Origin of the sequence: Streptomyces sp. NPDC049585, assembly GCF_040675615.1 — a bacterium.
Lineage (GTDB): Bacteria > Actinomycetota > Actinomycetes > Streptomycetales > Streptomycetaceae > Streptomyces > Streptomyces luteosporeus.
On record NZ_JBFAPE010000003.1, the window covers coordinates 373,988 to 400,832 of the forward strand.

Below are 26,845 nucleotides of genomic sequence, written 5' to 3' on the forward strand. Positions count from 1 at the left end.
GCCTTACCTAAGTTATCCACTTGCATCGGAGCCGCCCCGCATGACCTCGCCCACCCCGCCCGACGGCGCCCCGCAGCACCCGCCCCGCCTCGCGCGCCCGCAGGCGCTGCCGCTGCTCGCCGCACCGCCCTTCGCCCTGCCCGGCCCCGACGAAGCGGCAGCGTTCTGGGCGGACGTGCGCCGACGCGGTACGCCCCTGGTCGCGCCCGATCCGCTGGGCAGGGCGGACCACCGGGCCGTGACGTTCCTGTGGCGCGGTTCGCCCCGTACGCGCGCGGTGCAGGTGCTGCCCAACAAGCTCGGCGACCCGCGGGCCCCCGAGGGCAACCTCATGCAGCACGTCCCCGGCACCGACGTGTGGCACTGGACGCTACGGCTGCGCGCGGACTGGCGCGGCACCTACGACATCCACGTGGACGAGGGCGACGGCCCGGGGCCCGAGGACCCCGCGTACTGGCCGTGGATGCGCGGCAACCGCCGCCCCGACCCGTACAACCCGCGCCGTCTGCCGCGGCGCTGGGGCGGGCAGCCCGTCGCCTACGCCGAATTGCCCGATGCCCCCGGCGCGGACGACTGGCTGCCCAGGGCGGACGTGCCGCGCGGCACCGTCAGCGAGGGCGAGGTGACGAGCAGCCACCTGGGCGACCGACGGCGGGTGTGGCTGTACAAACCGGCCGCAGCGCGCGAGGCCACCGACCTGCCCGTCCTGGTGCTGCTGGACGGCGAGCACTGGCAACCGCACCTGGGCATCGCCCACCTCCTGGACAACCTCATCGCCGACGGCCGCATCCCGCCGCTGGCCGCCGTGCTGCCGGAGTCCGTGGACGCGGCCACCCGCTGGGCGCAGCTGACCTGCCGCCCGGAGTTCGTGGCCTTCCTGGAGGAGGAGCTGCTGCCCTGGGCCGCGACCCGGCTGCCGCTCACCGCGGACCCCGCGCGCACGATCGTGGCCGGGCAGAGTCTTGGCGGGCTCGCCGCCGCGCACGCGGCCGTCCACAGCCCGTACCGCTTCGGCAACGTGCTCGCCCAGTCCGGTTCGTTCTGGTGGCCCGTCGGACCGCAGGCCGAGTGGCTGACCGGCGTCCTCGCCGCCACCGAGCGGCTTCCGGTGCGCTTCTGGCTCTCCTTCGGCGCACAGGAGTGGGTGGCCCTGCCCGCGGCCGGGCGCCTGCGCGAGACCCTGGCCGCGGCGGGCTACGAGGACGCCGTCCACCGCGAGTTCAACGGCGGCCACGACTACCTGTGCTGGCGCACCGAACTCGCCGACGGGCTCGTGGGGCTGCTCTCCCCGCGCTGAGCCGCGTCCAGTTCCTCCAGCCGGGCCGCCAGCACGGCCGCGACCGCGTCCAGGTGGCGGCCCTGGAGCAGCTGCGGATGCGTGCAGTCCAGGTCGTGGTTGTCGAGGCCGCCGCCGAGGTGCGCTCGCCACGCCTCACTGGTCAGCCAGTTCTCGGCGCGGGGCGCGGCGGCGGTGAAGAAGAGCATGTCGCCGTCGAAGCGCCGGTGCCGGTGTGCGCGCATCATGCGGGCGTGGTTCGGCACGATGTCGACGATCCTCGACAGGGTCCGCTCGCCCAGCCCGGCGAGCGGGCTGCCCGCCCGGCGCAGGGTGGCCAGGACGTCCTCGCGGGTGCGTTCGCCGGCCCGGTCGAAGCCGGCCATGCGCAGGACGGCGGTGAGCGCGTCGCCCTCCTCGGGGGCGGGATGCTCGCGCCACTGCTCGGCGGGGAAGGCGTCCAGCAGCGCCAGCAGGTCGACCTGCTCGCCGGCCTCCTGCAGCAGGACGGCCACGGTGTGGGCGAGGACACCGCCCACCGACCAGCCGATCAGCCGGTAGGGGCCGTGCGGCTGGACCTTGCGGATCCGTGCGGCGTAGTCCGCCGCCTGCTCCGCCAGCGTGCGCGGCAGCGGCTCGTCGTCGCCGAGCCCGCGCGCCTGGATGCCGTACAGCGGCCGGCCGGGGCCGAGCCGGGCGGCGAGGCCCGCGTAGCACCAGGCCAGGCCGCCGGCCGGGTGGACGGCGAAGAGCGCGGGGCCCTCGCCGCCGGCGCGCAGCGGCAGGACGACGCCCAGGGCGTCGCCGGCGGCCGGTGCGGCGGCGGCCGTACGGGCCGCGAGCGCGGCCGGGGTCGGGGCCTCGAAGAGGGAGCCGATGGTCAGCTCGGTGCCGAACTCCTCGCGGATGCGCGTCACCAGGCGCACCGCGAGCAGCGAGGTGCCGCCGAGGTCGAAGAACGAGTCGTCGGGCCCGGTGTCGTCCAGCCCCAGCACCTCGGCGAACAGCCGGGTCAGGGCGGCCTCCCGGGCGTCGGCCGGCGCCCGTCCCCCGTGCGCCCCGGCGAAGACGGGGGCGGGCAGGTCGCGCCGGTTCAGCTTGCCGTTGGGGCTCAGCGGGAACGCGTCCAGGGCCACGACCGCGGACGGCACCATGTGCTCGGGCAGGTCCCGGGCCACCGCCGCCCGGACGGCCGCCGGGTCGGCGCCGCCCGTCACGTACCCCACGAGCAGCTGCTCGCCGGGCCGGTCCTCGCGCACCAGCGCGCAGGCGCCCGTCACGCCCTCCTGGGCGGCGAGATGCGCCTCGATCTCGCCGAGTTCGATGCGCTGGCCGCGCAGTTTGACCTGGTGGTCGGTGCGGCCGAGGTAGGCGATCTCGCCGTCGTCCGTCCAGCGGGCCAGGTCGCCGGTGCGGTACATGCGGCTGCCCGGCGGCCCGAAGGGATCGGTGACGAAGCGGGTCGCCGTCAGGTCGGGGCGGTTCAGGTAGCCCTCGGCCAGCTGGCGCCCGGCCAGGTACAGCTCGCCGGGCACGCCGGGCGGGCAGGGCTGCAGGGCGGCGTCCAGGACGTACAGACGGGTGTTCCACACCGGCCGGCCGATCGGCACCGGGCTGGTGGCCGCCGGGTCGCAGGCGTGGTACGTGACGTCGACGGCGGCCTCCGTCGGGCCGTACAGATTGTGCAGCTCGACGCCGGGCAGGGCGCGGGCGAAGGCGTGCGCCGTCTCCCGGGGCAGGGCCTCGCCGCTGCAGAAGACCCGCCGCAGGCTGTGCGCGCACCCGCCCGCCTCCTCCTCGGCGAGAAAGACCTGGAGCATGGAGGGAACGAAGTGGCAGGTGGTGACGGCCTGTTCCCGGATCAGCCGGGCCAGGCCGAGCGGGTCCTTGTGCAGGTCCGGTGCGGCGACGACGAGGGTGGCACCCTCCCGCAGGGGCCAGAAGAACTCCCAGACGGACACGTCGAACGACGACGGCGTCTTCTGCAGCACCCGGTCCTCGCCGGTCAGCGGATAGGCGTGCTGCATCCACCGCAGCCGGTTGTCGATCGCCCGGTGCGCGACCACCACGCCCTTGGGCCGGCCCGTCGAGCCTGACGTGTAGATGACGTACGCCGGGTGGTGGGGCGTGAGGGCCTTCGGCGGGTTGACCCACGGGTGGTCCGACACGTCGAGGCCGTCCAGGGCGACCACCGGGGTCCGCCCGTCCTCGGGCAGGCGGTCTGCGTGGTCGGTGACCGCGCAGACCGGGTCTGCGTCCTGGAGCATGTACGCTAGCCGCGCCGCCGGGTAGTCCGGGTCCAGCGGCAGATAGGCGGCGCCCGTCTTGAGGACCGCGAGCAGGGCGACGACCAGGTCGGCCGAGCGCGGCACCGACACCGCCACCACCTCGCCCGGCCGGGCCCCGAACGTGCGCAGGTGGTGCGCCAGCCGGTTGGCGCGCACGTTGAGCTCGCCGTACGTGAGCGTGGTCCGCCCGTCCACCAGGGCGGGCGCGCCGGGTGTGCGGATCGCCCGCGCCTCGATGGGACCGATCAGCGTCGTCGGCGGCACCGGGTGCTCGGTGTCGTTGAACGTCTCCAGGACCAGCGCGCGTTCCGCAGGCGTGGCGATGCCGAGGCGGGCCGTCGGCTGCCCGGGGTCGGCCTGCGCGATCGCGTCCAGCAGGTGCAGGAAGCGTTCCTGGTGGGCGGCGAGGGCCGCGTCGTCGTACAGGGCGGGGTTGCCGTCGTGGTCGATCGCCAGGCCCCGGCCGTCGGCGCGGTCGTACACGCCCACGGTCAGGTCCTCGACCGGGCCCGCGGAGAGGTTGCGGGCCCGCGCCGGCGCACCCGCGAAGTCGACGCCGTAGTCGAACGGCATGACGTTGACGAGCGGGCCCACCAGGCCGCGGCTCTCGCCGAGCAGGCCGAGGTCGCGGCGGATGTCCTCGTAGCGGTAGCGCTGGTGACGGCGCACCTGCCGGATGCCGAGGACCACCTGCCGCACCAGTTCGGCGAAGGTCGCCTCCGGCGCGACGGTCAGCCGCAGCGGCAGCACGTTCATCACCATGCCCGGCACGCGCAGCGCGGCCGACCCCATCCGGCCCATCATCGGCAGCCCCAGCACCACCTCCGTACGCCCGGTCGCCCGCGCGACGTACAGCGCCTGCGCGGCGATCAGCACGTCCGGCCAGGTGGCCCGCAGCCGGCCGGCCAGCTCGCGCAGGTGCTCGGTGGCCTCCGGGGAGAGCCGGGCGCTGCGCCGGCGGAACGTGCGCGAGGGCAGCGCCCCGCGTCCCGCCAGGCGGGGCACCTCCGGGCGGTCGGCGAACTGTGCCGCCCAGTACGCACGGTCGGCGGCGAACGCCTCCGAGGCACGGTAGGCCGCATCGTCCGCCACCAGGTCGCCAAGGCTCCCGAACCGCCGCGGCGGTGGCTCCTCGCCGCGGGCGAGCGCGGTGTGGACCTCGGCGGTGCGGCGTACCAGCAGGGAGTACCCGTAGCCGTCCATCACGAGGTGGTGGATGCGCTGGTACCACAGCCAGCGCTCCGCACCGATGCGGAACAGGGCGTGCCGGAACAGCGGGCCGGCCGTCAGGTCGCAGGGCTCGGCGAGGTCGGCGCGCATCCACGCCTCGGCCTCGCCCTCCGCGTCCGCCGCGCCCCGCAGGTCGCGCACGGTCAGCGGCAACTCCATCGCCTCGGCCACATGCTGGCGCGGACCCTGCGGACCGTCCGTCACCCGCACGCGCAGCGCCTCGCACTCGGCCACCACCTGGCGCAGGGCCGCGGCGAACACGCCGGGGTCCAGCGGGCCGTCGATCTCCAGGCACTCCGCGGTGTTCTGGGCGGGGCTGAGCGGGTCGAGCGCCTGCGCGTACCACATGCCCGACTGGGCGGCCGTCAGCGGCAGGACGGCCTCGGGGGCGGTGCGGGCGGCGCGCTCGACGCGGGGGCCGGCGGTCGCTGCGGCGCTCATGAGGCCCCCAGCAGCGCCGCCCAGGCCTCGACGGCGGGCCGCTCGGCGAGATCGGCGAAGTCGGCCGTGACGGCGTGTTCGCGGCGCCAGCGCTCCAGCAGCGTCATGACACGGATCGAGTCCAGGCCGTGGTCGAGGAGGTTCTCGTCCACGGGGATGTCCGCCGGGTCCTCGCCGAGGCAGTCGGCGACGTCCTCGCGGATCTTCTCCAGGGTCAGGGTCGGGGACATGCGGCTCAGGCCTCCTGGAAGAGCGCGTCGGTGGTAGTCACGGCGGCGCAGCGGCCGGCGGCCCAGCGCAGGGCCATGGCGTGCTCCTCGGCGGAGAAGTCGGCGACGGCGTCGGCGACGACGAACGCCCGGATGTCGCGCATCCACGCGTCGGCGGCCGTCATCATCACGCCGATGTGGGCGTACACACCCGTGATGACCAGCTGGTCGCGGCCCCAGCCGCGCATCCGCTCCTCCAGGTCGGTGCGCGCGAACGCGCTGTACTTCCACTTGGTGAGCAGGGTGTCCCCGGGCACGGGTGCCACGGCGTCCGGCACGGCCAGGGCCGCGGGGTCGTCGGCGACGCCCGGGCCCCAGAAGTCGAGCTGGAGCCCGCGCTCCTTCGGGCTCTGCCCGCCGCGCTGGACAGAGTAGACCACCGGCACACCGAGCCGGCGGGCCCGGGCGAGGAGGCGGGCGGTGTGGGCGAGCATGCCGGTCAGCGGCTGTTGCCCGGCCGGGAAGGCGGACAGGAAGTGCTGCTGCAGATCGTGCACGAGCAGCACGGCGCGGGCCGGGTCCGCGGTCCAGGACACGCGGTTCGCGGGCAGGTCGCCGGCGGACGGCAGGGGGTAGGCGCGGATGGAGGGAAGAGCCATGGGAAGGGGGGCCTTTCAGCGCTGCTCGGCGGTCGACCGCAGCTGCTTCCTGCTGACCTTGCCGATGCCGGTCTGCGGGAAGGAGTCGACGAAGGCGACGAGGTCGGGGATCTTGTAGGCGGCGACGCCGCGTTCACGGACGAAGCGTTTGACGTCGACGGGCCGCAGCGGGCCTGCGTCCGCGCGCAGGATCACGTAGGCGAGGGTGCGTTCGCCCAGGTAGTCGTCGGGCACGGCGACGAGGCAGGCGTCGTGCACGGACGGGTGGGCGAGGATGATGTTCTCGATCTCCTCCGCGGCGATCTTCTCGCCGCCCCGGTTGATCTGGTCCTTGGCCCGGCCCTCAACGACCAGGTGCCCGCTCGGTACGCGACGCACGATGTCGCCGGTGCGGTAGAAGCCGTCCTCGGTGAACGCGGTCCGGTTGTGCTCCGGCGCCCGCCAGTAGCCGCGGATGGTGTACGGGCCGCGGGTCAGCAGATGGCCGAACGCGCCGTCGGGCACGTCCCGGTCGGCGTCGTCGACGACCCGGATCTCGTCGTCGGGGGAGATCGGCAGGCCCTGCGTGGTGACGACGGTCTCGGTGTCGTCGTCCAGGCGCGTGTAGTTGACCAGACCCTCGGCCATGCCGAAGACCTGCATCAGCCGACAGCCCAGCGCCGGCTCCAGCCGCCGCGCCGCCTGCTCGCTGTACTTGGCGCCGCCGACCAGGACCAGCTCCAGGCTGGAGAGGTCGTACGCGCCGGCGGCCGCGCTGTCCGTCCACACCAGGGCGAGCGGCGGCACCAGCCCCGTCATGGTGATCCGCTCGCGCTCGATCAGCGGGAAGGCGGTCGCCGGATCGGGCCCCGGGCACAGTACGGCGGTGCCGCCCGCGTACAGCACGCCGAGCCAGCCCGGCGAGCTCATGGGGAAGTTGTGGGCCGCCGGCAGGACGACGAGGAAGCGCGTGTCGGCGTCCACGCCGCAGATCTCGTTCGAGCCGCGCAGCGAGTAGAGGTAGTCGTCGTGGGTGCGCGGGATCAGCTTGGGCACCCCGGTCGTCCCGCCCGACAGCTGCAGGAACGCCAGCTCGTGCGGGCGCGGGCCCGCCGCAGGCGGCCCGGACGGCTCGCACGGCACGTCGGACAGGGCGGTGTGCCCGCCCGGCTCGCCGGCCACGAAGACGTGCTCCAGGCAGGGGGTGCGCTGCTGCACGCGGGCGGCCAGCGCGCGGTGGTCGAAGCCCTCGTGCACGTCCGGGACGACGTAGGCGACGGCCTCGGTGAAGGAGCAGAAGTGCGCGATCTCCGTCTCCCGGTGCGCGGGCAGCGCGTACACCGGCAGCGCCCCGAGACGGAACAGCGCGAAGACCACCTCGACGAACTCGCCCACGTTGGGCAGCTGGACGACCACCCGGTCGCCGCGGCCGATGCCGCGCGCCGCGAAGCCGGCGGCCAGCCGGTCGGCGGCCTCGTCCAGCTCGCGGTAGGTCCAGGTGCGGCGCCGCGGCGCCGGGTCGACCAGGGCGATCCGGTCGGGGTGGGCTGCGGCGCGCTCGCGCAGCATGCCGCCGAAGGTCTCGCCGCGCCAGTGGCCCGCCGCGCGGTAGCGCTCGGCGAACTCCTGCGGCCAGGTGGGGGCGTCGAGGCCGGGGGTGAGTGCGGATGCGGTCACAGGGCGGCCCCCACGGCGTCGAGGAACGTACGGAACTTGGCGGCGGTCTCGGCGGTCTCGGCCTGCGGGCAGGAGTCGGCCACCACGCCCGCGCCGGCGAACAGCCGCAGGGTGTGGTCCTCGGCCTCGGCGCAGCGGATGGTCACCACCCACTCGCCGTCGCCGTCGGCGTCCTGCCAGCCGACCATGCCGGTGTACGCGCCGCGGTCGAAGGGCTCGCAGTCGGCGATGACGGCGCGGGCCACGTCGGTGGGTGTGCCGCACACCGCGGGGGTCGGGTGCAGGGCCGAGGCGAGGTCGAGCGCGGTGACGCCGGGGTCGGCGACCTCGCCGGTGACGGTGGTCGACAGGTGCCACATCGTCGCCGTCCGCACCAGGGTGGGCCGTTCGGGCACCGTCAGGCGGTGGCACAGCGGGGCCAGCGCCTGCCGTACGGCGTCCACCACGACGGCGTGCTCGTGCAGGTCCTTCGGCGACTCCAGCAGCGCCACCGCCCGGCGCACGTCCTCGGCCAGGTCGGCGCTGCGCGGCGCCGAGCCGGCCAGCGGGTTGGCGGTCACCAGGGGGCCGCGGCGGGCGACGAGGAGCTCGGGGCTGGCCCCGACGAGGGTGCGGCCGGGCCCGCTGGGCACCGCGAAGGTGTAGCCGGAGGGGTCGCGGCGGGCGAGCCGGTTCAGCAGGGCCGGCAGGTCGGGGGCGTGCGGCGCGGTCAGCTCCAGGGTGCGGGCGAGGACGACCTTGCTCAGTTCCCCGGCGCGTATCCGCTCGACGGCCGAGGCCACCGCCGCCGCGTACCCCTCGGCCGCCGGCCATGCGCGCACCTGCCAGTCGGCGCCGTCCGCCGGGTCGGGGGCGGGCAGCGCGATCAGCGGGTCCTGGGCGAGGGGCGGGGCACTGCGCAGCCTCCGGGGCACGGCCAGGGCCGCCGGGGCGCCGGGGGCGAAGGGGATCGCGCCCAGGACCACCGGGGCGGGGGCGGCCGGCTCCCGCAGCGAGTGCAGCAGTGCGTGCACCCGCTGCGGCAACGGTCTGCTCCCGTCCGGGACTTCGGCTGCCGTGCCGTGGGCGAGCAGGGTGCGCCGGGGCGTGGCGAGGAAGCGGTCCGCGCCGGGGCGGTAGGCGTCCAGCAGCGCGACCGCCGCGCCGGGGGTCACCAGGGGCGGGGCGGACTGGATGCTCAGGGAGGCAGTCATGGGGTCTCCAGGGCTGTGGGGGAGCGGGGCGGGTGCGCGGGCCGGGCGGGTCAGGCCCGGAGCGTGGCGCCGCCGTCGACGTACAGGTCGTGCAGGGTGATGTGGCGGGCCCGGTCGGAGACGAGGAAGGCGACGGCCTCGGCCACGTCGGCCGGCTCGGCGATGCGGCCGAGCGGGATGCCGGTGCGGTAGGCGGCCGGGTCGCCCTCGATGACGGCCCGCCGGCCGTGTTCGGCGCCCCCGGGCGCGGCCGCCCACAGGGCGCGCTGCATGGCGGTGTCGGTGGAGCCGGGGGAGACGGTGTTGCAGCGCACGCCGTGCGCGGCGACCTCCAGCCCCAGGCACTTGGTGAACATCACCGCGGCGGCCTTGGACGCGGCGTAGGCGGCCATGCCGCTGCGCGGGACGCCGGCCGCATTGGAGGCGACGGTGACGATGCTGCCGCGCCCGCGGGCGGTCATGCGGCGGGCGACGGCGCGCGAGACGTGGAGGACACCGTGGGTGTTGACCGCGAAGACGGCCGCCCAGTCCGCGTCGTCGAGCTCCAGCACGGGTCCGGTGCGCAGGATGCCGGCGACGTTGACCGCGATGTCCACCGGCCCGAGGGTGTCCTCGGCCTCGGCGACCAGATGCTCCACGGCGGCGGCGTCGGTGACGTCCAGCGGGCGTGCGGTCACCCCCTCGCCCGCGCGTGCGGCCGTGGCCGCCAGCGCGTCGGCGTCGGCGTCGGTGGCCAGGACGCGGGCGCCGCGTTCGGCCAGTGCCGCGACGACGGCCTCGCCGATGCCCCGGGCCGCGCCGGTGACGAGGGCGAGGCGTCCGGCCAGTTCCTGTTCCGTCGTCACTTGTTCCGTCGTCACTTGACCATGGCCTTCCGGATGTCGCCGAGGACGGAGGCGGCCGCCTCGGCGCCGCCCAGGCTCGTCCACTTGGAGCCGTCGATCACGCTCGCGTGGCCGTCGCGGACGGCCTTCAGCTCCCGGTACGCGGGCTTGTCGGTGAGCGTCCTGAGGAGTCCGGCGTCCGGGCCGGCCGACGACAGGGTGCCGATGAACAGCCAGTCGCCGTCGATCTCGTGGAGGTTCTCGTCGCTGATCGGCGTCGAGTGGCCCTTGCCCGGCTCGTTCTGGATGCCGGGGCGGCGGAAGCCGAGGTCCCCCAGCACGTCGCTGATGAACACCCCCTGCTGCATGACGGCGGTGCCCTTGGCGGAGTAGCGGGCGACGGACACGCTCAGGCCCGCGTCGTCGCCGAGGTCCTTCTTCAGCGTCGCGGCGGCGCTGTCGTAGTCCGCGAGGAGTTTCTTCGCCCGGTCCGTCCTGCCCAGCGCCTTCGCGGTCAGCTGCAGCGACTTCTTCCAGCTCTTGTCGCCGCCGATGGTGACGACCGTCGGGGCGATCCTGCGCAGCTGCGCCAGTACTTGTTCGTCGGACAGCTGCCCGGCGAGGATGACGTCCGGCTTGACCCGGACGACCTTCTCGATGTCGGGGCCCGTGACCGCGCCGACGACGGGGATGCCCTCGGCCTGCTTGCCCAGGTACTCGGGGGCGCCCTTCTGCCCGCGCCCGGCGGCCAGGCCGACCGGCTTGACGCCGAGGGCCAGCGCGGAGTCCAGGTCCATCTCGCTGAGTGCCACGACGCGCTCGGGAGCGGCGGGCACCTCGACGGACGCGTGGGTGGCGTCGGTGACCGTCGTCGTCCCGCTCCGGGCACCGCTGCGGGGCGGGGACCCGTGCGGGGCGGCGTCGTCCGAGGAGCCGCAGGCGCTCAGGACGAGCCCGCACGCGAGGGCCAGGGCCGTGGCGGCCGCACGGCGGGCGGATCGGGAAGCAGGGCGGGGCGGCGTCATGGCCTGGAATCTCCGTTGTTCGTCCGTCAGGGCCCGGGGAGGGAACCCGGGTTCGGTCCGCCGTGTACTCCTCGAAGGGCATGCGGAACAGCCGGCATTCCGGACATGCGGATGCTCGGCGGCCGACCGTCGGCGGACGGTTACTTAGGTTAGGCTAACCATATGACGATGACGAGGGGGTTGCTGGTGGGACGTGGATCCGGCCGCCGCGAGGAGCGGCCGCCCCGGGGGCACCCCGCCGTCCCGTCCGGCGTGGCCCTGCTCGTCCTGCTGCTGCCGGCCCTGTGCCTGCTGTCACTGCTCGTCGGCACCGGCTCCAGCTCACCGGCCCGCGCCCTCGACTACCTCCTGGGCGACCCCGCCGCCCGCGCCGACCCCCAACTGCGTCTGGCCGTCATGGACGTACGGCTGCCCCGCACCCTGGCCGCCGTCCTCGTCGGCGTCTGCCTCGGCACGGCCGGCTGCCTGCTGCAGGCCGCAACCCGCAACCCGCTCGCCGAGACCGGGCTCCTCGGGGTCAACTCCGGAGCCGCCTTCGCCGTCGTCGTCGGACTCACCTGGTGCGGGGCCTCCTCCACCACGGACCTGCTGCTGTGGGCCCTCGGCGGAGGCATCGCCGCCAGCGCCGTCGTCCTGCTGCTGGCGGCGAGCGGACGCACCGGCGCCTCACCGCTGCGACTCGTCCTCGCCGGCGCGGCCCTCGGCGCCACCTTCCACGGCATGACCTCGTACGTCCTGCTCGGCAGCCAGGCCACCTTCGACGTCTACCGCTACTGGACGATCGGCTCGCTCGCCGGCGTCCGCACCCCCGACCTCCTGCCCCTGCTGCCCGTCGCGGCCGTGGGCCTGCTGCTCGCGGCCGGCTGCGCCCGGCCGCTGTCCGCGCTCGGACTCGGCGACGACAGCGCCCGCTCCCTGGGCCACCACCCCGGCCGCACCCGCCTGGTGGTCGCGGGCGCCGTCTCGCTGCTGGCCGGCTGCGCGGTCGCCGTCGCCGGCCCCATCGCCTTCCTCGGCCTGCTCGCCCCGCACGCCGCCCGGGCCCTGGCCGGCGCACGCACCGCCGCCCAGCTCGTGCTGTCCGCCCTGATCGCCGCCGACGTGATGACCCTCGCCGACGTCCTCGCCCGCGTCGTCATCCGCCCGTGGGAGACACCGGTCAGCGTGCTGCTGGCCTTCGTCGGCGGCCCGTTGCTCGTCTGGATCGCCCGCTCCTCCCGCCTGTCCACCGCCGGAGCCCCCTCATGACCACCCCCGCCGCCCGCGGACCTGCCGCCGGGGACATCGCCCCGCCGGACAGCCTCGTGCTGCGCACCGGCACGCTCTCCTGGCTCTTCCCCCGGCGCGGCGCGCTGGCCGCCGCCCTCCTGGTGCCGCTGCTCCTGCTGCTCGTCGCCCTCGCGGTGATGGCCAGTTCCACGGGGATGAGCCCGACGCAGACCCTCTCCGGGCTGCTGGGCACCGGCGACCCCGGCACCGTCATGGTCGTACGGGAGTTCCGGCTGCCGCGCGTGTGCGTCGGCGTCATGGTCGGCGCCGCACTCGGCACGGCCGGCTGCCTCACCCAGACCCTGGCCGGCAACCGGCTGGCCACCCCCGACCTCCTGGGAGTGGGCGAGGGCGCCACCGCCGCGGTGGTGGCCTCCGTCGCCGGCTCCTCGACCGGCATGATCGGCCACTGGTGGCTCGGCCCGATCGGGGCCGTGGCCGCGGCCGTCCTCGTCGTCCTGTGCGCGGGCGGGGCGGGCGGCGCCGGCTACCGCGTCCTCGTCGCCGGCATCGGCGTGTCCACCGTCCTCGGGGCCGCCGGCGACCTCGTGATGTCGCGCCAGAACGACAACACCGCGGGCGGCGTCTTCCTCTGGGCCGTCGGCAGCCTGAGTGGCCGCGACTGGGCCGTGGGAATCCCACTGCTGATCGCCCTGCTCTTCCTCCTCCCGCTCACCCTGGCCGCCGGACACCGCCTGCAACTGCTGCGGTTCGACGACGACACGGCCGCTGGCCTGGGCGTCGACCTGCGCCGGCTGCGCGCCGCCGCATTCGCGCTCGCCGTCGTCCTGGCCGGCCTGGCCGTCGGCGTGGGCGGCCCCGTCGCCTTCGTCGCCCTCGCCGCACCGATCCTCGCCGCACGCCTCGCCGGCCCCACCCGGGTGCCCGTCCTCGGCTCCGCGCTCACCGGAGCCGCCCTGATCACCGCGGCCGACGCCCTCGGGCGCGTCGCCGCCCCCGTCGAACTGCCCGTCGGCGTCGTCACCAGCGTCCTCGGCGGACCCTTCCTCCTGTGGGTCCTCTTCCGCGCGGACCGCACCACCGGAAAGGCCTGAGCACCCCCATGACCACCGCCCACCCCGGCCTCGACGTACGCGGCCTGCACGCCGGCCACCCCGGCCGGCCCGTCGTCCACGACGTCGACCTGGCCGTCCCCGCAGGCCACGTCGCCGCCGTCGTCGGCCCCAACGGCTGCGGCAAATCCACGCTCCTGCGCACCATCGCCCGGCTGCACCGCCCCGCAGCGGGCAGCGTGCACGCCGACGGCGCCGACGTGTGGAAACTGACCCAGCGCCAGGCCGCCCACAAGGTCGCCCTGCTGCCGCAGACCCCGCGCGCACCCGAAGCCGTCACCGTGGCCGGACTCGTCCGCTACGGCCGCCACCCCCACCAGGGCCTGCTGCGCCAGTGGTCCCGCGAGGACGAACACGCCGTCCGCGACGCCCTGGAGGCCACCGGCACCACCGAACTGGCCGCCGAACGCCTCGACCGGCTCTCCGGCGGCCAGCGCCAGCGCTGCTGGCTCGCCATGGTGCTCGCCCAGCACACCCCCGTCGTCCTGCTCGACGAACCCACCAGCGCCCTCGACCTCGGCCACGTCGTCGACGTCCTCGAACTCGTCCGCCAGGTCGCCGCGGCCGGCCGGACCGTGGTCATGGTCCTGCACGACCTGGCCTCCGCCGCGCGGTACGCCGACACGCTGATCGCCATGAAGGACGGCCGCGTCATCGCCCAGGGGCCGCCCCGCGACACCGTCGACGAGGCACTCGTCAAGGAGCTCTACCGCGTGGAGGCCGACATCCTGCACGCCCCCGGCGACGCCGCCCCGGTGGTCGTCCCGCGCGCCCGCGGCTGAACGGCACCCTCCGGGACTCGGCCAGGGCTTGCCGCCGACGCGCCGCCCCGGGCCTCTGCGGGCACCTCGTGGCTTGTCGCGCCCACGCGGCGGCAGTGGCGAACGCCGCCCCGCGCCCCCTACGGGGCGCCGTGGTGCCGCAGGTGGTCGCGCAGGGCGCGGGCGACCTGGGCCATGAGGGCTTCGGCGCCGGGCTGGGTGCCGGCCGGCACGAGCGACTCGGTGAGGACGGCGATGGCGTACGCCTGGCCGTCGGCGTGCTCGACGACGCCGATCTCGTGCCGGAGGTTGAGGAGGGTGCCGGTCTTGGAGGACCAGGTGGTGGCGTCGGAGCTGAAGTCCGGGGCGAGCCGGTGCCGCAGGAGGTTGTGGGCCATGAGGTCGCGCACGCGCGCGGCGGCCTCGGGGTGGATTGCCGAAGGGATCCACAGGGCCTGCAGCAGCTCGACCCAGGCGCGTGCGCTGCCGGAGCTGGCCCGGGTGGTGTCGAGTTGGGGCACCCGGTGTCCGCGGCCGCTGGTGCCGGCGTCGATGGCCAGGGCATGGGCGAGGTGGGCCTGGGAGGCGCCGAGGCGTTCGGCGGGGGTCTCGGAGAGCTCGCGGAGGGTGTGGCGGACCGTGATGCCGCGCAGGCCGAGCTCGCGCAGGACGGCGGTGACCCGGGCGGGCGGGGTGAGCGCGAACAGCGCGTCGGCGGCCGTTCCGTCGCTGATGCAGGTGCTGAGATAGAGCAGGTCGTCGATCGCGATCCGGGCCGGGTGGCGGAAGCGGCTCAGCCCGGTGGGGCCGGGCGTGGTGATGAGGCCCGGTCGGACGTCGAGCGCCGAGGCCCCGTCGAGCTCGCCGCGCCGGATGCGCTCCACCGTCGCCAGCGCGAGCGGGATCTTCACCAGCGACGCGGAGGGCAGCGGGGTGTCCGGCTCGATGCCCAGTTCGTCCCCGGTGCGCAGGTCCCGTACGAGCAGGCAGGCGCGCAGGCCGCCGTCGTGCAGCCGGCCGCGCAGGTCGTGCAGCAGTGCCTCGGTGTTCACGGCGTGCTTCCTCCCGTGGTTCCTGCCGTGCTTCCTGCCGTGCTTCCTTCTGGGGCGGGCGCACGGGCGGACGCCCCCAGGCAGCGGGCGATGGCGTCCCCCAGGCGCGCCTCGATGTGCAGGGGGTTGCCGTCCGCGGCGGTGGCCAGGGCGTATCCGCGGCTGAGTGCGATCTCGCCGATCGGCCGCCAGTGCAGGGTGAGTTCCTCCGCCTGCGCCGGGGTGCACAGCAGCAGGTCGCGCGTGCGCAGGACGTCCGCCGCGGCGGTGGTCAGGTCGGCCCCGGCGACGACCTGCGCGGGCTGCAGGCCGATGGCGTCGCGCAGGCGTGTGAGCGGGTCGCGGACGTGCGGGACGTCGTCCTCCGGCTGGATCCACACCCGGCGGGCCGGCCCGGTCGAGGCGCGGCCGATCCGCAGCGTTTCGAGGTAGATGCGTCGCACGCCGGGGTCGTCGGCCGTGGCGACCCCGAGCGGCAGGACCCACGTCGCCTCGTCCGGCGGCACCGCGAGCAGGGCGGCCCGCACCTGCTGGGTGTGGACGAGCTCCGTGCGCCGGGCGGGTGCCGCGATGCGCAGGTCGAGCGTGACGTCGTGCTCGCGGGCGTCGGCGACCAGGCGCGCGAGGCGGACGGTGGGGCAGGTGCCGGGAACCGCGAGCCGCCAGGGTTTGCGCCGGGCCGTCTGCGCCTCGTGGAGCAGCGCGTCGGCCGCCTGCACGAGTTGCCGGGCCACCGGCAGCATGTCCCGGCCGAAGGGCGTGAGGACGGCCCGCCGCGACGTCCGCTCGAACAAATGCTCCCCGAAGTGCTCCTCCAGCGCGGCGACGCGACGGCTGGCCACCGGCTGCGACATGCGAGCAGCGGCCGCCCCGACGGTGAAGCTGCCGTGCCTGCTGACGCTGATGAACGCGCGACATGCTCCCACCAGATCCACGGCCCCGAGCCTATGTCAGATCCGCATGGAACCGCGCACAGGCGTATTGGACCGCATGACCGTACGGCGGCGAGGGTGGTCCCGTCAGTCACGACCACGCACCGGGACGGGCCGCCCGCCCGTTCCCTACGCGCCCTGTGCACCGGGCGCCTTCGGAGGTTCGGACCATGCAGAAAACCCGCGCCCGCCGCGCCGTTCTCGGCACGCTGGCCCTGCTCGCCCTCGTCCCGCTCACGGCCTGCGGCCAGGATGCCTCCCCGGCCGCGTCGTCCTCCGCCACGGCCGGAGCCGAACGGGCCGCGAAGCCGTTCGCCAAGGACTTCCAGGAGCTCGAGCGCCGATTCGGCGCGCGGCTGGGGGTCTACGCCGTCGACACCGGCACCGGGCGCGACGTGGCCTACAACGACGGCGAGCGGTTCCCCCACGCCTCCACCTTCAAGGCACTGGCCGCAGGCGCCGTCCTGCGCACGTACTCCCCGAACGGGATGGACAAGCAGGTCACCTACTCCAAGGACGACCTCGTCGACTACTCGCCCGTGACCGAGAAACACGTCGACACCGGCATGACCCTGCGCGAGCTGTGCGACGCCGCCGTCCGCTACAGCGACAACACCGCCGGCAACCTGCTCCTCGACGCCCTCGGCGGACCGCAGGGCCTCAACGCCGCACTGAAGGAGATCGGCGACGACGCCACCCGGATGGAGCGCCGCGAGCCCGACCTCAACCGCTGGGCCCCCGGCCAGACGCGCGACACGAGCACCCCGCGGGCCCTGGCCGGGGACCTGCGCGCCTACGTCCTCGGAGACGTCCTCGGCAAGGACGAACGCGGCCGGCTCACCCAGTGGCTCAGGACCAACACCACCGGCAACGAGCTCATCAGGGCCGGCGTGCCCAAGGACTGGACGGTCGGCGACAAGACCGGGGCCGGCAAGGGCTACGGCTCCCGCAACGACATCGCCGTGCTCTGGCGCCCGAAGGGTGCCCCGATCGTTGTGGCGATCATGTCCAACCGCACCAAGGAAGACGCGGGCTACGACAACAAGCTGATCGCGCAGGCGGCATCGGTGGTGGCACGGACCCTGTCGTGACGGCGGCTGGGGGGGGAGGAGGCCTCAGGCCGTGGCGGTGTTGTGCTCCTTCCAGGTGCGGTAGACCGCCACGGCCTCCTCGCGGGGTTCGTGGCGCATCGGCAGGCGGCGCTGCTGCCACGGCTTGGCGAACTCGTCGTAGAAGGTGGCGAGCTCGAAGTACCTGCGGTCGTCCACGTAGTACGGCGCGTAGGCGTCGCGGGTGGTGAGGAAGACGACCTCGTCGGGGGAGCAGTAGTACAGGGCGCCCAGGCACATGGGGCAGGGGTGGGCCAGGACGTGGATGGTCGTGCCGGTCAGGTGCTCGGTGCCCGCGCGCAGGCAGGCCTCGCGGATGGCGAGGACCTCGGCGTGGGCGGTGGGGTCGCCGGTCTGGGCGACCTTGTTGGCGCTCTCCGCCAGGATCTCGCCGTCCTTGACGACGACGGTCGCGAAGGGGCGGCCGCCCTCCTCGACGTTGCGGCGGGCGAGGTCGATGGTGCGCTGGATGAAGTCCATGGGTGTCTCCCGGGCTCAGAAGGGCTTGGTCGGCAGGTACTTGCCGTCGAGGGTGATGACGGCGCGCTCGCCGCCCTCGGGGTCGGCGACCTTCCGCACGTCCAGCTTGAAGTTGATCGCCGAGATGATGCCGTCGCCGAACTGCTCGTGGACCAGGGCCTTCAGCGTGGTGCCGTAGACCTGCAGCATCTCGTAAAAGCGATAGACGGTCGGGTCGGTGGGGATGCCGCCCGGGATCGAGCCGCGCGTGGGGATGGTCTGCAGGAGGAGTGCGGCGTCGGCGTCCAGCCCGAGGAGCTCGGCCACCGCCTCGGCCGAGGCCGCGGGCAGGGCGTGCTGGCCGAGCACGGCGGCGGTGGTGAAGGCGACGGACAGGCCGGAGGCGTCGGCGATCTGCTGCCAGGTGAGGTTCTTGCGGGTCTTGGCCTCGACCGCGGTGGCGGCGAGGAGCTGGCGGGCGGTGGGGTCGAGCTGGGCGTGGATCATGGCGGTTCTGCCTCTCTGGACTTTCTGGACTATGTGGCGGGTGCGGCTCACGCGTCGGCGAACGCGTCGGAATGCACGTCGGAGTGCACGTCGGAGTGCAGATCGGAGTGCACGTCGGTGACGCGGCCGGTGGCGATGTCGAAGACCCAGCCGTGCAGCGTCACCGTGTTCCGGGCGAGCGCGCGGGCGACGGAGGGGTGGGTGGCGAGGTTCGCCAGCTGGGCGTGCACGTTCTCGCGGACGAGCACGGACGTCCCGCCGTCGCCGGCGGCCCGGGCCGCCGCGGCGTCGGCGTGGCGCAGCCACTCGGCGACCGCCGGAGCGGCGGCGAGGTCGTGCCCTTCGGCGAGCGCGGTCATCGCGCCGCAGGCGGAGTGCCCGCAGACCACGATGCGCGACACGCCCAGGACGGCGACGGCGTACTCGATGCTCGCCGCCACACCGTCGGTGCCGGGGGCATGGGCGGGGACGAGGTTGCCGGCGGTCCGTACGACGAACAGCTCCCCGGGCTCGCAGCCCAGAATCAGCTCGGGCACGACACGGGCGTCGGAGCAGCCGATGAACAGGGTGTGCGGCCGGTGCTCGGTGGCCAGGCGGGCGAAGAGCCCTTCCTTGGCGGGGAAGACGTCCCGCCGGAACCGTGCGACGCCCTCGGCGAGGTCATGCATGGGTCACTCCCTTCGATGGCGGTGTCGGCCGTGGGGGCCGACGCGTTCCACCATGCATGAGCTGGACCTATAGCGTCCAAGAGTCGTTGGGCATGTAGTTCATAGATGACACCTATAGTTGCCTCCATGGCTCTCGAACTGCGTCACCTGCGCTACCTGCTCGCCGTCGCCGAGCACGGCAACTTCACCCGCGCCGCCGAGGACCTGCACATCTCCCAGCCCACCCTGTCCCAGCAGATCAAGCAGCTGGAGCGCACGGTGGGTGTACAGCTGCTGGACCGGACGGGCCGCACCGTGCGGCCCACCGACGCCGGCCTGGTGTACGTCGAGCACGCCCGCCGGGCACTGCGCGACCTGGCCGCCGCCGAGCGGGCCGTCCACGACGTGCACGACCTCTCGCGCGGCGACCTGCGCGTGGGCGTCACGCCCACGTTCACGGCCTACCTCGTCGGACCGCTCGCCGCCGCGCTCCACGCCGCGCACCCCGGCGTGACCCTGACCGTGCGCGAGACGACCCAGGACGGCATCGAGGCCGCCCTCCTCGCCGACGACCTCGACCTCGGCATCGCGTTCACCGGTCCCGGCGCCCACCTGCCCGGCATCGGCGCCTCGCCCCTGTTCACCGAGACCCTCGGCCTGGTCGCCGGCCCGCACACGGCCGCCCCCGCGGACCGCGCACCCGTTCCCGTACAGAGCCTGAACGACCGTCAGCTGGCGCTGCTCAGCCGGGACTTCGCCACGCGCGGCCATATCGACGCCTACTTCGGGCGCCACGGCGTCCACCCGTCCATCGCCGTGGAGGCCGACTCCGTCCAGGCCCTGATCGAGATCGTCCGGTGCACGCCGCTGGTCACCGTGCTGCCCGACGCGATCACCGACGACCACCCCCACCTGACGCGCGTCCCCCTGGACCCGCCCCTTCCCACGCGCACCGTCGCCCTGCTCGCCCGCGCGGACGCCTACCGCAGCGCCGCCGCCCGGGCGTTCACCCGCCTCGCGCACGACCACGTCGCGGCCCGGGCCTACACCCCGGCCGGGTGAACCGGTGAGGACGCAGCGGCGCCGCGAAAATGCGGATGCGTCCGCTCGGGGGCGCCCGTTACCGTAGGGGCATGTCTACGCCCCGAATCTCCTAGCCGAGGACCCGCTTCCCCGCCAGAAGTGTGTCCTTTCGCTGTTTCGGAGCGTTTCCCCATGATTACCGTCCGCGGTGTCGAGCTGCGCGCGGGTGCCCGCGTGCTGCTGTCCGACCTCTCCTTCACCGTCTCCCCCGGCGACCGCATCGGCCTGGTCGGCCGCAACGGCGCGGGCAAGACCACCCTGATGACCGCCCTCGCCGGCGCCACCGGCCCGGCCGCCGGCACCATCACCCGCACCGGGCCCGTGGGCTTCCTCGCCCAGGACTCCCGCGCCGCCGACCCGGCCGTCACCGTCACCGACCGCATCCTCTCCGCCCGCGGCCTCGACCGCGCCCTGCACGCGCTGCGCGCCGCCGAGGCCGCGATGGCCCGCGCAGCGCGCCCCGCCGAGCTGGAGCGCGCCATGGCCGCCTACGCCCGAGCCGAGGCCGCCTTCCAGGCCGGCGGCGGCTACGCCGCCGAGGCCGAGGCCGCCCGTGTGGCGGCCGGGCTCGGGCTGCCCGAGCGCGTGCTGACCGAGCCGGTCGGCACCCTCTCCGGCGGCCAGCGCCGCCGCGTCGAACTCGCCCGCATCCTCTTCGCCGGGCTCGCCGGGCACGGCACCCTGCTGCTGGACGAGCCCACCAACCACCTGGACGCCGACTCGATCGCCTGGCTGCGTACCTTCCTGCACGGCCACCAGGGCGGCCTGGTGGTCATCAGCCACGACACCGGGCTGCTCGCCGACGTCGTCAACCGCGTCTTCCACCTGGACCCCACGCGCGCCACCATCGACGTCCACAACACCGGCTGGCACACCTACCTCGCCCAGCGCGAGAGCGACGAGCGGCGCCGGAGTCGGGAGCGGGCCAGTGCCGAGCGCAAGGCCGCGGCCCTGCACGCGCAGGCCGACCGGATGAAGGCCCGCTCGGCCACCGCCGTCATGGCCCGCAGCATGGCGCGCCGCGCCGACCGCATGCTGGCCGGCCTGGAGCCGGCCCGGCGCACCGAGCGCACCGCCCGCATCCGGCTGCCCGAACCCGCGCCGTGCGGCCGCACGCCGCTGGGTGCGATCAGCTTGGCCAAGTCCTACGGCGACCACCGCGTGCTCGACGGCGTCGACCTGGCCGTCGACCGGGGCAGCCGCCTGGTGATCCTCGGCCTCAACGGCGCCGGCAAGACCACCTTGTTGCGCATCCTGGCCGGTGCGGAGGCCCCGGACGCCGGCCGGGTGGTGCACGGGCACGGGCTGCGCCTGGGGTACTTCGCCCAGGAGCACGACACGCTGGACGCGGCCCGCACCGTCCGGGAGAACCTGGCGGCCGCCGCCCCGCACCTGACGGACGGCGAGGCCCGGCACGTACTCGGCTCGTTCCTGTTCGGCGGGGACGACGCGGACAAGCCCGCGGGCGTCCTCTCCGGCGGGGAGAAGACCCGCCTGGCCCTGGCCGGGCTGGTCCACGGCGGCGCCAACGTCCTGCTGCTGGACGAGCCCACCAACAACCTCGACCCCGCCTCCCGCACCGAGGTCCTGGCCGCGGTCGGCGCCTACACGGGTGCGATCGTCATGGTCACCCACGACGAGGGCGCCGTCGACGCCCTGCGCCCCGACCGCGTCCTGCTCCTGCCGGACGCGGACGAGGACCTGTGGAGCGAGGACTACCGCGACCTGGTCTTCCTCGCCTGACCGGGCCGGGGCCTGACCGGGCCGGGGCCTGACCGGGCCGGGGCCTGACCGGGCCGGGGCCCGACCGGCCCGGTGTCCGACCGGGCCGGGGCGAACCGGCGCGGCAACTGGCCGACGATTCACCATGATTACCCCTTATGGTTTACTGCCGATCATTATTGATCGTTAGTTGTTCAGTTATAAGGAATCACTTTTTGAGCACGCATTCCCGCTCCGCGCTGCGGCTGAAGGCGGGCATCCTCACCACCGCGTTGACGGCGGCTCTCCTCACTTCCGCCGCACCGTCCGCGTCCGCGGCCGGCTGGAAGGTCCCCCGGCTCGCGGTCATGCCCCTGGGGGACTCCATCACGTTCGGTGCGAAGAGCACCAACGGAACCGGGTACCGCGGCGAGTTGGGCCGGCGGCTGACCGGGCACGCCGACTCCCTGGACTTCGTGGGGTCCCGCAGGGACGGCGAACTGCCGGGAGCCGACCTCGACCACGAGGGGCACTACGGCTGGCGGATATCCGACCTCTCCGCCTGCGTGGAGACGTGGCTCCCGCTCGCGAAGCCCAACGTCGTTCTGCTGGACATAGGCACCAACGACATGCTCAGCAACGACCGGGTGGACGGGGCGCCCGCGCGACTCGGCGCCCTCGTCGACAAGATCACCGACGCCGCCCCCGACGTGACCGTCCTGGTCGGCTCGATCATGCCGTCCCCGGATCCCGCCGTGAACAAGCGCGTGGAGGCGTTCAACGCCGCGGTGCCCGGGCTGGTCGCCGAGCGGCGGGCCAAGGGCCGGCACGTGGGATTCGTCGACATGAGCGCCGTCACCACCCGTGACCTCGCCGACGGGATACACCCGAACGACAGCGGTTACGCCAAGATGGCGGAAGCTTTCTCCAACGGGCTCGCCCGGGCGGCTGCCGACGGATGGATACGTTCCCGTGTCGACGTCAGGCCGGCCCCGGCGCGCGGCGACCAGCGGATCGACGTCAACGGCGACGGCAAGGCCGACTACCTCGTCGTCGAGAGCAACGGCTCGGTCAGGGCCTGGCTCAACCAGGGCGGAACCGGCCACGGCAGCTGGTCCGACCCGATGGCCTTCGCGAGCGGCGTCGGCGTGCCGGGGGAGAGGGTCCGCTTCGCCGACATCAACGGTGACGGCCTCGTCGACTACCTCGTCGTCGACGACGACGGAGTCGTCAAGGCCTGGGTCAACAACGGCAAGGCCGGTCCCGGCCGCTGGGACGACTTCGGCACCTTCGCCACGGGCGTCCACGAGGCGGGCGGCAGGGTGCGCTTCGCGGACGTCGACGGTGACGGCAAGGCCGACTATCTCGTCGTCATGGACAACGGTGCGGTACGGGCCTGGCTCAACCGGGGTGGGACCGGACACGGCGGCTGGTCGGACCCCGTCGCCCTCGCCTCGGGCGTGGGCGAGCCCATGGACACGGTGCGCTTCGCGGACGTCGACGGCGACGGCAAGGCCGACTACCTGGTCGTGCACGACGACGGTTCCGTGCGGGCGTGGATCAACGGCGGCGCGCCCGGGTCCAACAAGTGGAACGAGGTGAAGGGCTTCGCGGGCGGCGTCGGCGCGCCGGGCAGCACGGTGCGCTTCGCGGACGTCAACGGTGACGGCAGGGCCGACTACCTCGTCGTGCAGGACGACGGCGCCGTGAAGGCGTGGATCAACAACGGGGTCGACGCGGCCGACCGCTGGACCGAGTTCGGCACCTACGCCACCGGCGTCGGCGAGCCCGGCAGCAAAGTGCGGATCTAGTGTCGTGCCGGCGCGCTTCCCGGGCCCGCGCCCGGGAAGCGCGCGCAAGGTCAGCGCGGCGGCTCGGCCAGGAGGGCCTTGCGGTGGCTGAAGGTCTCCAGTGAGTAGCGGCCGTGGTAGTTGCCCATGCCGCTCTCGCCCACGCCGCCGAACGGCAGCTCCGGGACGGTGAGGTGGGCCAGCGGCAGGCCGAAGGACAGGCCGCCCGAGGACGTCTCGGCCGCCAGGCGCTCGCGCACGGCGGGCGAGTCGGTGAAGGCGTACAGCGCGAGCGGCTTGTCGCGGTCGTTGATGAAGGCGATCGCCTCGTCCAGACCGGGCACCGTGACGACGGGCAGGACGGGACCGAAGATCTCCTCCTGCATGACGGGCGCGTCGGGGTCGACGTCGGCCAGGACGGTGGGGGCGATGTACTTCGTGTCCCGGTCGCTGTCGCCGCCCGTCACCACGCGGCCGGAGTCGAGCAGGGCGGTCAGCCGGTCGAAGTGGCGCTCGTTGACGATGCGCCCGTACCGGTCGCCGGCCGCCGGGTCGGGGCCGTACAGCTCCTCCACGGCACGCGCCAGGGCCGGCTCCAGGGCCCGGGCGGTCTCCGGGTCGGTCAGGACGTAGTCGGGGGCCACGCACGTCTGGCCCGCGTTGAGGAACTTGCCGGCCGCCAGGCGCCGCGCCACCTCCTGCGGGTCGGTGCCCCGGTCGACGAAGACCGGTGACTTGCCGCCCAGCTCCAGCGTGACCGGCGTCAGGTGCCGGGCCGCGGCCGCCATCACGATGCGGCCCACCGTGCCGTTGCCGGTGTAGAAGATGTGGTCGAAGCGCTCGGCCAGCAGCTCCGTGGTCTCGGGCACACCGCCCTCGACGACGGCCACCGCGTCCGCGTCGAGGTACTGCGGGAGCAGGCGGGCGAGGACGGCGGAGGTGGCCGGCGCCAGTTCGCTGGGCTTGGCGACGACCGCATTGCCCGCCGCGAGGGCGCCCAGCAGCGGGGTCAGCAGCAGCTGGGCCGGGTAGTTCCAGGGCGCGATGACGAGGACGACGCCCAGCGGGTCGTACTGCGTCCAGGCGCTCGCCCCGGCCAGGTGCTCCGGCACGTCCGCGGGCTGCGGCCGCAGCCAGTCCTCGAGGTGTTCCAGGGTGTGGTCGATCTCCCGGATCGTGAAGCCGATCTCGGTGCGGTGGGCCTCGTACGCGCTCTTGCCCAGGTCCCGGTGGAGGGCGTCGGCGAGCGCCGCGGCCTCCTCGGTGAGAAGGGTGCGCAGGGCGTGCAGCTGGGCGGTGCGCCAGGCGAGCGGCCGGGTGCGGCCGGTGCGGAAGGCGGCGCGGAGCCGGGCGACGGCCTCGGCGGGCCGTTCCGGGGTGGGGGCGGGGTGCGACATGGTGCCTCGTTCCGAAAAAGGTTCCGAAGAAGGTTCCGAAGAAGGGTCCGAAAGACGTGCCGAAAAAGGGGAGGGGATCAGGCGGCGGCCGGTACGGCGGTCAGGCGGGGCCGGGCGCGGCGCTTCTCGGCTGCGGCCGCCACGGCGAGCAGGGCCAGGCCGCCGGCCAGCCAGCCGAACAGCGACAGCACGCGGCCGTCGAAGCCCGCGCCGCCGTCGAAGTAGAGCAGGGAGCGGGCGCCCTCGACGAAGCCGGCGCCGTTCCAGAAGGCGTGCAGGGAGCCGAAGAAGCCGTTCTGCAGTTCGGGGCGGAACACGCCGCCCGAGGTCGTGAAGTTCAGCATCACGAACAGCACCATCATTGTCAGCGTCGTCCAGCGCTTGAGGAAGGTGTGCAGTCCGATGCCGAAGGCGATCACGCCCGCGGAGTAGAGCCAGGCCATGCCCCACACGGTGGCGTAGTCGTGGTCGACGACGTGGAAGACGGGGCCGGCAAGAGCCATGCCGATGGCGCTGACCACGACGGAGACGGCCAGGCCGACAGCCGCGCGGGTCCACAGGCTCAAGGAGGCACCGGCCGCGCCGATGGCCGCCACGCTGCCGTACGAGCCGATGCTCAGCGCGACGAGCAGGAAGAAGATGCCCTGCCCGGTGGGGTCGCCCGAGGACAGCGTGGTGAGGTCGGTGACCTTCAGGGGCACGCCCTGGTGGTCGGTGACGCTGCGGAAGACGGCCGTGGCGGCGGTGGCGGTGGTGTCGGAGCCGGCCTTGGCCACCAGCACCTCGGGGTGCTCGGGGCCGGGCACGTACGCGCCGGCCAGCTCGCGGTCCCGCAGCTGCCGGGTGGCGGTGGCGCGGTCGGCGACGGTGGTGACGTCCAGGGCGTCGCCGGCCCGGTCCTTGATGGTCTGGGCGAGGACCTGGGTGCGGGCGGTGCTGCCGACGACGGCGACCTTCATGCCGTGCGGCTCGGGGGAGTGGAAGGCGCCGAGGTAGGCCAGGCCCATGCCCAGGCACATCAGCAGCGGGGTCAGGAGGTGCACGGCCACGTGCTTGAGGTGGTGGCGCGGCCCGTGGGCGGCGTGAGCGGTCATGAGCGGGGGTTCCTCCGGCGGGTGCGGGTCTCAGAGGTTGGTAAATGCAACCAATACTGAATGTATTATGCAACCGATTGGAAGGTGGAGATATGCCGGACCGTGATGTGACCCTGAGCACCATCCAGCGCGAGCTGACCGCGTTCGCCCGCCGGGCCCGGCACAAGGCCGCGCAGATCCACCCCGAGCTGTCCCTGGTGACCTACAGCATGCTCGACCACCTGGAGGCGACCGGCGGCTGCCGCGGCACCGATCTCGCCGACCACTTCCTGCTCGACAAGTCCACCGTCAGCCGGCAGACCGCGGTCCTCGAACGCCTGGGCCTGATCGTGCGCGAAGTCGATCCCGAGGACCGGCGCGGGCAGATCCTGCGCCCCTCGCAGGACGGCCTGCGGCTGCTCGCGGAGGCCCACCGGCAGCGCCGGGCGATCTTCGAGGACCGCTTCACCGACTGGGACGACACCGACCTGGAGCGCTTCGCGGGGTACCTGCAGCGCTACAACGCCGCCGGCTGAAGCCGGCGGCGTCGGAAGTGATCAGGGTCGATCAGTAGGCGGAGTTGACGTTGTCCATGGAGCCGTACTTGTCGGCGGCGTAGTTGCAGGACGCGACGATGTTGGCGACCGGGTCGTAGATGTCCCAGGAGGTGCCGTCGACGTGGTAGGCCTTGAACGTCGGGTCGATGATCTGCAGCAGACCCTTGGACGGGACACCGTTGACGGCGTTGACGTCCCAGTCGTTGATCGCGTGCGGGTTACCGGTGGACTCGCGCATCACGTTGCGCTTGATGCCCTCGTAGGAACCCGGGATGTTCTTGGCCTTCATGATGTCCAGGGCCTGGGTGATCCAGCCGTCCAGGTTGTCGCCGTAGGCCTTGGGGGCCGGGGCGGCCGGCTTGGCGGCGGCGGGCTTCAGAGCGGTGCGGGCCTGGGCGCGGGAGGCGGCCTGCTCCTTGGTCTTGCGCTCGGCGTCCGCCTTGGCCTTGGCGGTGGCGTCGGCGGTGGCCTTGACCTTGGCGGCGGCGGTGGTCTTGGCCTGGGTGGCAGCGGCGTCAGCGGTCTTGGCCAGCTCGGCGTCCTGGGTCTGACCGAAGGCCTCCGCGTTCCAGGCGACCGGCTTGACCGGGGCGTGGGTGGCGGCGGTGGCGGCGGGGACGACACCGAGCACGAC

The 26,845-nt window shown here is 74.2% G+C and carries 24 protein-coding genes; 9 read left to right on the forward strand and 15 right to left on the reverse strand.

What is annotated here, in order from left to right; all coding sequences use genetic code 11:
* Nucleotides 1-40: 40 nt before the first annotated feature.
* Nucleotides 41-1,297: an enterochelin esterase gene (gene fes, locus AB0K17_RS05960; RefSeq protein WP_365982214.1), complete on the forward strand. Its 1,257-nt coding sequence runs from the start codon at nucleotides 41-43 to the stop codon at nucleotides 1,295-1,297.
* On the opposite strand, the gene AB0K17_RS05965 is transcribed toward fes, so the two are convergent.
* The 7 genes from AB0K17_RS05965 to AB0K17_RS05995 are packed head-to-tail and all read right to left on the reverse strand — an operon-like array spanning nucleotide 1,237 to nucleotide 10,801.
* Nucleotides 1,237-5,235, reverse strand: coding sequence for an amino acid adenylation domain-containing protein (locus AB0K17_RS05965; protein WP_365982215.1), 3,999 nt, complete (start codon nucleotides 5,233-5,235; stop codon nucleotides 1,237-1,239). The two genes, fes and AB0K17_RS05965, sit on opposite strands and share 61 nt — an antisense overlap.
* On the reverse strand, nucleotides 5,232-5,465 hold the full coding sequence (locus tag AB0K17_RS05970) for a phosphopantetheine-binding protein (RefSeq protein WP_365968444.1): 234 nt from the start codon (nucleotides 5,463-5,465) through the stop codon (nucleotides 5,232-5,234). Before AB0K17_RS05970 ends, AB0K17_RS05965 begins: the two co-directional genes overlap by 4 nt.
* A 5-nt stretch (nucleotides 5,466-5,470) precedes the next feature.
* A complete protein-coding gene (locus tag AB0K17_RS05975; protein ID WP_365968443.1) occupies nucleotides 5,471-6,103 on the reverse strand; it encodes an isochorismatase family protein in 633 nt (210 codons plus the stop codon).
* Nucleotides 6,104-6,118: 15 nt separating this feature from the next.
* Nucleotides 6,119-7,759, reverse strand: coding sequence for a (2,3-dihydroxybenzoyl)adenylate synthase (locus AB0K17_RS05980; protein ID WP_365982216.1), 1,641 nt, complete (start codon nucleotides 7,757-7,759; stop codon nucleotides 6,119-6,121).
* Complete coding sequence (locus AB0K17_RS05985) at nucleotides 7,756-8,952, reverse strand: isochorismate synthase (RefSeq protein WP_365982217.1); 1,197 nt, start codon at nucleotides 8,950-8,952, stop codon at nucleotides 7,756-7,758. The genes AB0K17_RS05980 and AB0K17_RS05985 overlap by 4 nt, the downstream gene beginning before the upstream one ends.
* Before the next feature lie 50 nt (nucleotides 8,953-9,002).
* Nucleotides 9,003-9,797 (reverse strand): 2,3-dihydro-2,3-dihydroxybenzoate dehydrogenase, encoded by a 795-nt coding sequence (locus tag AB0K17_RS05990; RefSeq protein WP_365982218.1) that lies wholly within the window; start codon nucleotides 9,795-9,797, stop codon nucleotides 9,003-9,005.
* Between the two features lie 11 nt (nucleotides 9,798-9,808).
* Nucleotides 9,809-10,801 (reverse strand): iron-siderophore ABC transporter substrate-binding protein, encoded by a 993-nt coding sequence (locus AB0K17_RS05995; RefSeq protein WP_365982219.1) that lies wholly within the window; start codon nucleotides 10,799-10,801, stop codon nucleotides 9,809-9,811.
* Nucleotides 10,802-10,963: 162 nt separating this feature from the next.
* On the opposite strand from AB0K17_RS05995, the gene AB0K17_RS06000 reads away from it, so the two are divergent.
* The 3 genes from AB0K17_RS06000 to AB0K17_RS06010 are packed head-to-tail and all read left to right on the forward strand — an operon-like array spanning nucleotide 10,964 to nucleotide 13,925.
* Nucleotides 10,964-12,049, forward strand: a complete 1,086-nt coding sequence (locus AB0K17_RS06000) for an iron ABC transporter permease (RefSeq protein WP_365968438.1) — start codon at nucleotides 10,964-10,966, stop codon at nucleotides 12,047-12,049.
* Entirely contained in the window at nucleotides 12,046-13,125 is a 1,080-nt protein-coding gene (locus AB0K17_RS06005; RefSeq protein ID WP_365968437.1) for an iron ABC transporter permease, read from the forward strand. The genes AB0K17_RS06000 and AB0K17_RS06005 overlap by 4 nt, the downstream gene beginning before the upstream one ends.
* A gap of 8 nt (nucleotides 13,126-13,133) precedes the next feature.
* A complete protein-coding gene (locus AB0K17_RS06010) occupies nucleotides 13,134-13,925 on the forward strand; it encodes an ABC transporter ATP-binding protein (RefSeq protein WP_365968436.1) in 792 nt (263 codons plus the stop codon).
* Nucleotides 13,926-14,044: 119 nt separating this feature from the next.
* Here the strand turns inward: AB0K17_RS06010 and AB0K17_RS06015 are convergent, their stop codons facing one another.
* Together AB0K17_RS06015 and AB0K17_RS06020 are read right to left on the reverse strand one after the other, a co-directional pair.
* Nucleotides 14,045-14,956 (reverse strand): serine hydrolase, encoded by a 912-nt coding sequence (locus tag AB0K17_RS06015; RefSeq protein ID WP_365982220.1) that lies wholly within the window; start codon nucleotides 14,954-14,956, stop codon nucleotides 14,045-14,047.
* Complete coding sequence (locus tag AB0K17_RS06020; RefSeq protein ID WP_365982221.1) at nucleotides 14,953-15,891, reverse strand: LysR family transcriptional regulator; 939 nt, start codon at nucleotides 15,889-15,891, stop codon at nucleotides 14,953-14,955. Before AB0K17_RS06020 ends, AB0K17_RS06015 begins: the two co-directional genes overlap by 4 nt.
* A 167-nt stretch (nucleotides 15,892-16,058) precedes the next feature.
* On the opposite strand from AB0K17_RS06020, the gene bla reads away from it, so the two are divergent.
* Nucleotides 16,059-16,979, forward strand: a complete 921-nt coding sequence (gene bla, locus AB0K17_RS06025; RefSeq protein WP_365968433.1) for a class A beta-lactamase — start codon at nucleotides 16,059-16,061, stop codon at nucleotides 16,977-16,979.
* Between the two features lie 24 nt (nucleotides 16,980-17,003).
* On the opposite strand, the gene AB0K17_RS06030 is transcribed toward bla, so the two are convergent.
* The 3 genes from AB0K17_RS06030 to AB0K17_RS06040 are packed head-to-tail and all read right to left on the reverse strand — an operon-like array spanning nucleotide 17,004 to nucleotide 18,631.
* Nucleotides 17,004-17,477: a nucleoside deaminase gene (locus tag AB0K17_RS06030; protein WP_365982222.1), complete on the reverse strand. Its 474-nt coding sequence runs from the start codon at nucleotides 17,475-17,477 to the stop codon at nucleotides 17,004-17,006.
* A gap of 15 nt (nucleotides 17,478-17,492) precedes the next feature.
* Nucleotides 17,493-17,963 carry a cyanase gene (gene cynS / locus AB0K17_RS06035; RefSeq protein ID WP_365968431.1) on the reverse strand — a complete coding sequence of 157 codons (471 nt, stop codon included), beginning with the start codon at nucleotides 17,961-17,963 and terminating at the stop codon, nucleotides 17,493-17,495.
* Nucleotides 17,964-18,010: 47 nt separating this feature from the next.
* Complete coding sequence (locus AB0K17_RS06040; protein ID WP_365982223.1) at nucleotides 18,011-18,631, reverse strand: carbonic anhydrase; 621 nt, start codon at nucleotides 18,629-18,631, stop codon at nucleotides 18,011-18,013.
* A 126-nt stretch (nucleotides 18,632-18,757) separates the two neighbouring features.
* Between AB0K17_RS06040 and cynR the strand changes: the two genes are divergently transcribed.
* The 3 genes from cynR to AB0K17_RS06055 all read left to right on the forward strand — a co-directional run bounded on the left by cynR (nucleotide 18,758) and on the right by AB0K17_RS06055 (nucleotide 23,205).
* Nucleotides 18,758-19,672 carry a transcriptional regulator CynR gene (gene cynR / locus AB0K17_RS06045; protein ID WP_365982224.1) on the forward strand — a complete coding sequence of 305 codons (915 nt, stop codon included), beginning with the start codon at nucleotides 18,758-18,760 and terminating at the stop codon, nucleotides 19,670-19,672.
* A 153-nt stretch (nucleotides 19,673-19,825) separates the two neighbouring features.
* Nucleotides 19,826-21,436 (forward strand): ABC-F family ATP-binding cassette domain-containing protein, encoded by a 1,611-nt coding sequence (locus AB0K17_RS06050; protein WP_365982225.1) that lies wholly within the window; start codon nucleotides 19,826-19,828, stop codon nucleotides 21,434-21,436.
* 194 nt (nucleotides 21,437-21,630) lie between these two features.
* Complete coding sequence (locus tag AB0K17_RS06055) at nucleotides 21,631-23,205, forward strand: FG-GAP-like repeat-containing protein (RefSeq protein WP_365968427.1); 1,575 nt, start codon at nucleotides 21,631-21,633, stop codon at nucleotides 23,203-23,205.
* 50 nt (nucleotides 23,206-23,255) lie between these two features.
* On the opposite strand, the gene AB0K17_RS06060 is transcribed toward AB0K17_RS06055, so the two are convergent.
* Together AB0K17_RS06060 and AB0K17_RS06065 are read right to left on the reverse strand one after the other, a co-directional pair.
* Nucleotides 23,256-24,755 (reverse strand): aldehyde dehydrogenase family protein, encoded by a 1,500-nt coding sequence (locus tag AB0K17_RS06060; RefSeq protein ID WP_365982243.1) that lies wholly within the window; start codon nucleotides 24,753-24,755, stop codon nucleotides 23,256-23,258.
* Entirely contained in the window at nucleotides 24,659-25,675 is a 1,017-nt protein-coding gene (locus tag AB0K17_RS06065) for a hypothetical protein (RefSeq protein WP_365968426.1), read from the reverse strand. Before AB0K17_RS06065 ends, AB0K17_RS06060 begins: the two co-directional genes overlap by 97 nt.
* Before the next feature lie 92 nt (nucleotides 25,676-25,767).
* Between AB0K17_RS06065 and AB0K17_RS06070 the strand changes: the two genes are divergently transcribed.
* The gene (locus AB0K17_RS06070) at nucleotides 25,768-26,190 is read left to right on the forward strand and encodes a MarR family winged helix-turn-helix transcriptional regulator (RefSeq protein ID WP_365968425.1); all 423 of its coding nucleotides are present in this window, start codon (nucleotides 25,768-25,770) and stop codon (nucleotides 26,188-26,190) included.
* 31 nt (nucleotides 26,191-26,221) lie between these two features.
* On the opposite strand, the gene AB0K17_RS06075 is transcribed toward AB0K17_RS06070, so the two are convergent.
* The coding region (locus AB0K17_RS06075; protein ID WP_365982226.1) for a transglycosylase SLT domain-containing protein at nucleotides 26,222-26,845 on the reverse strand (624 nt) is incomplete at its 5' end.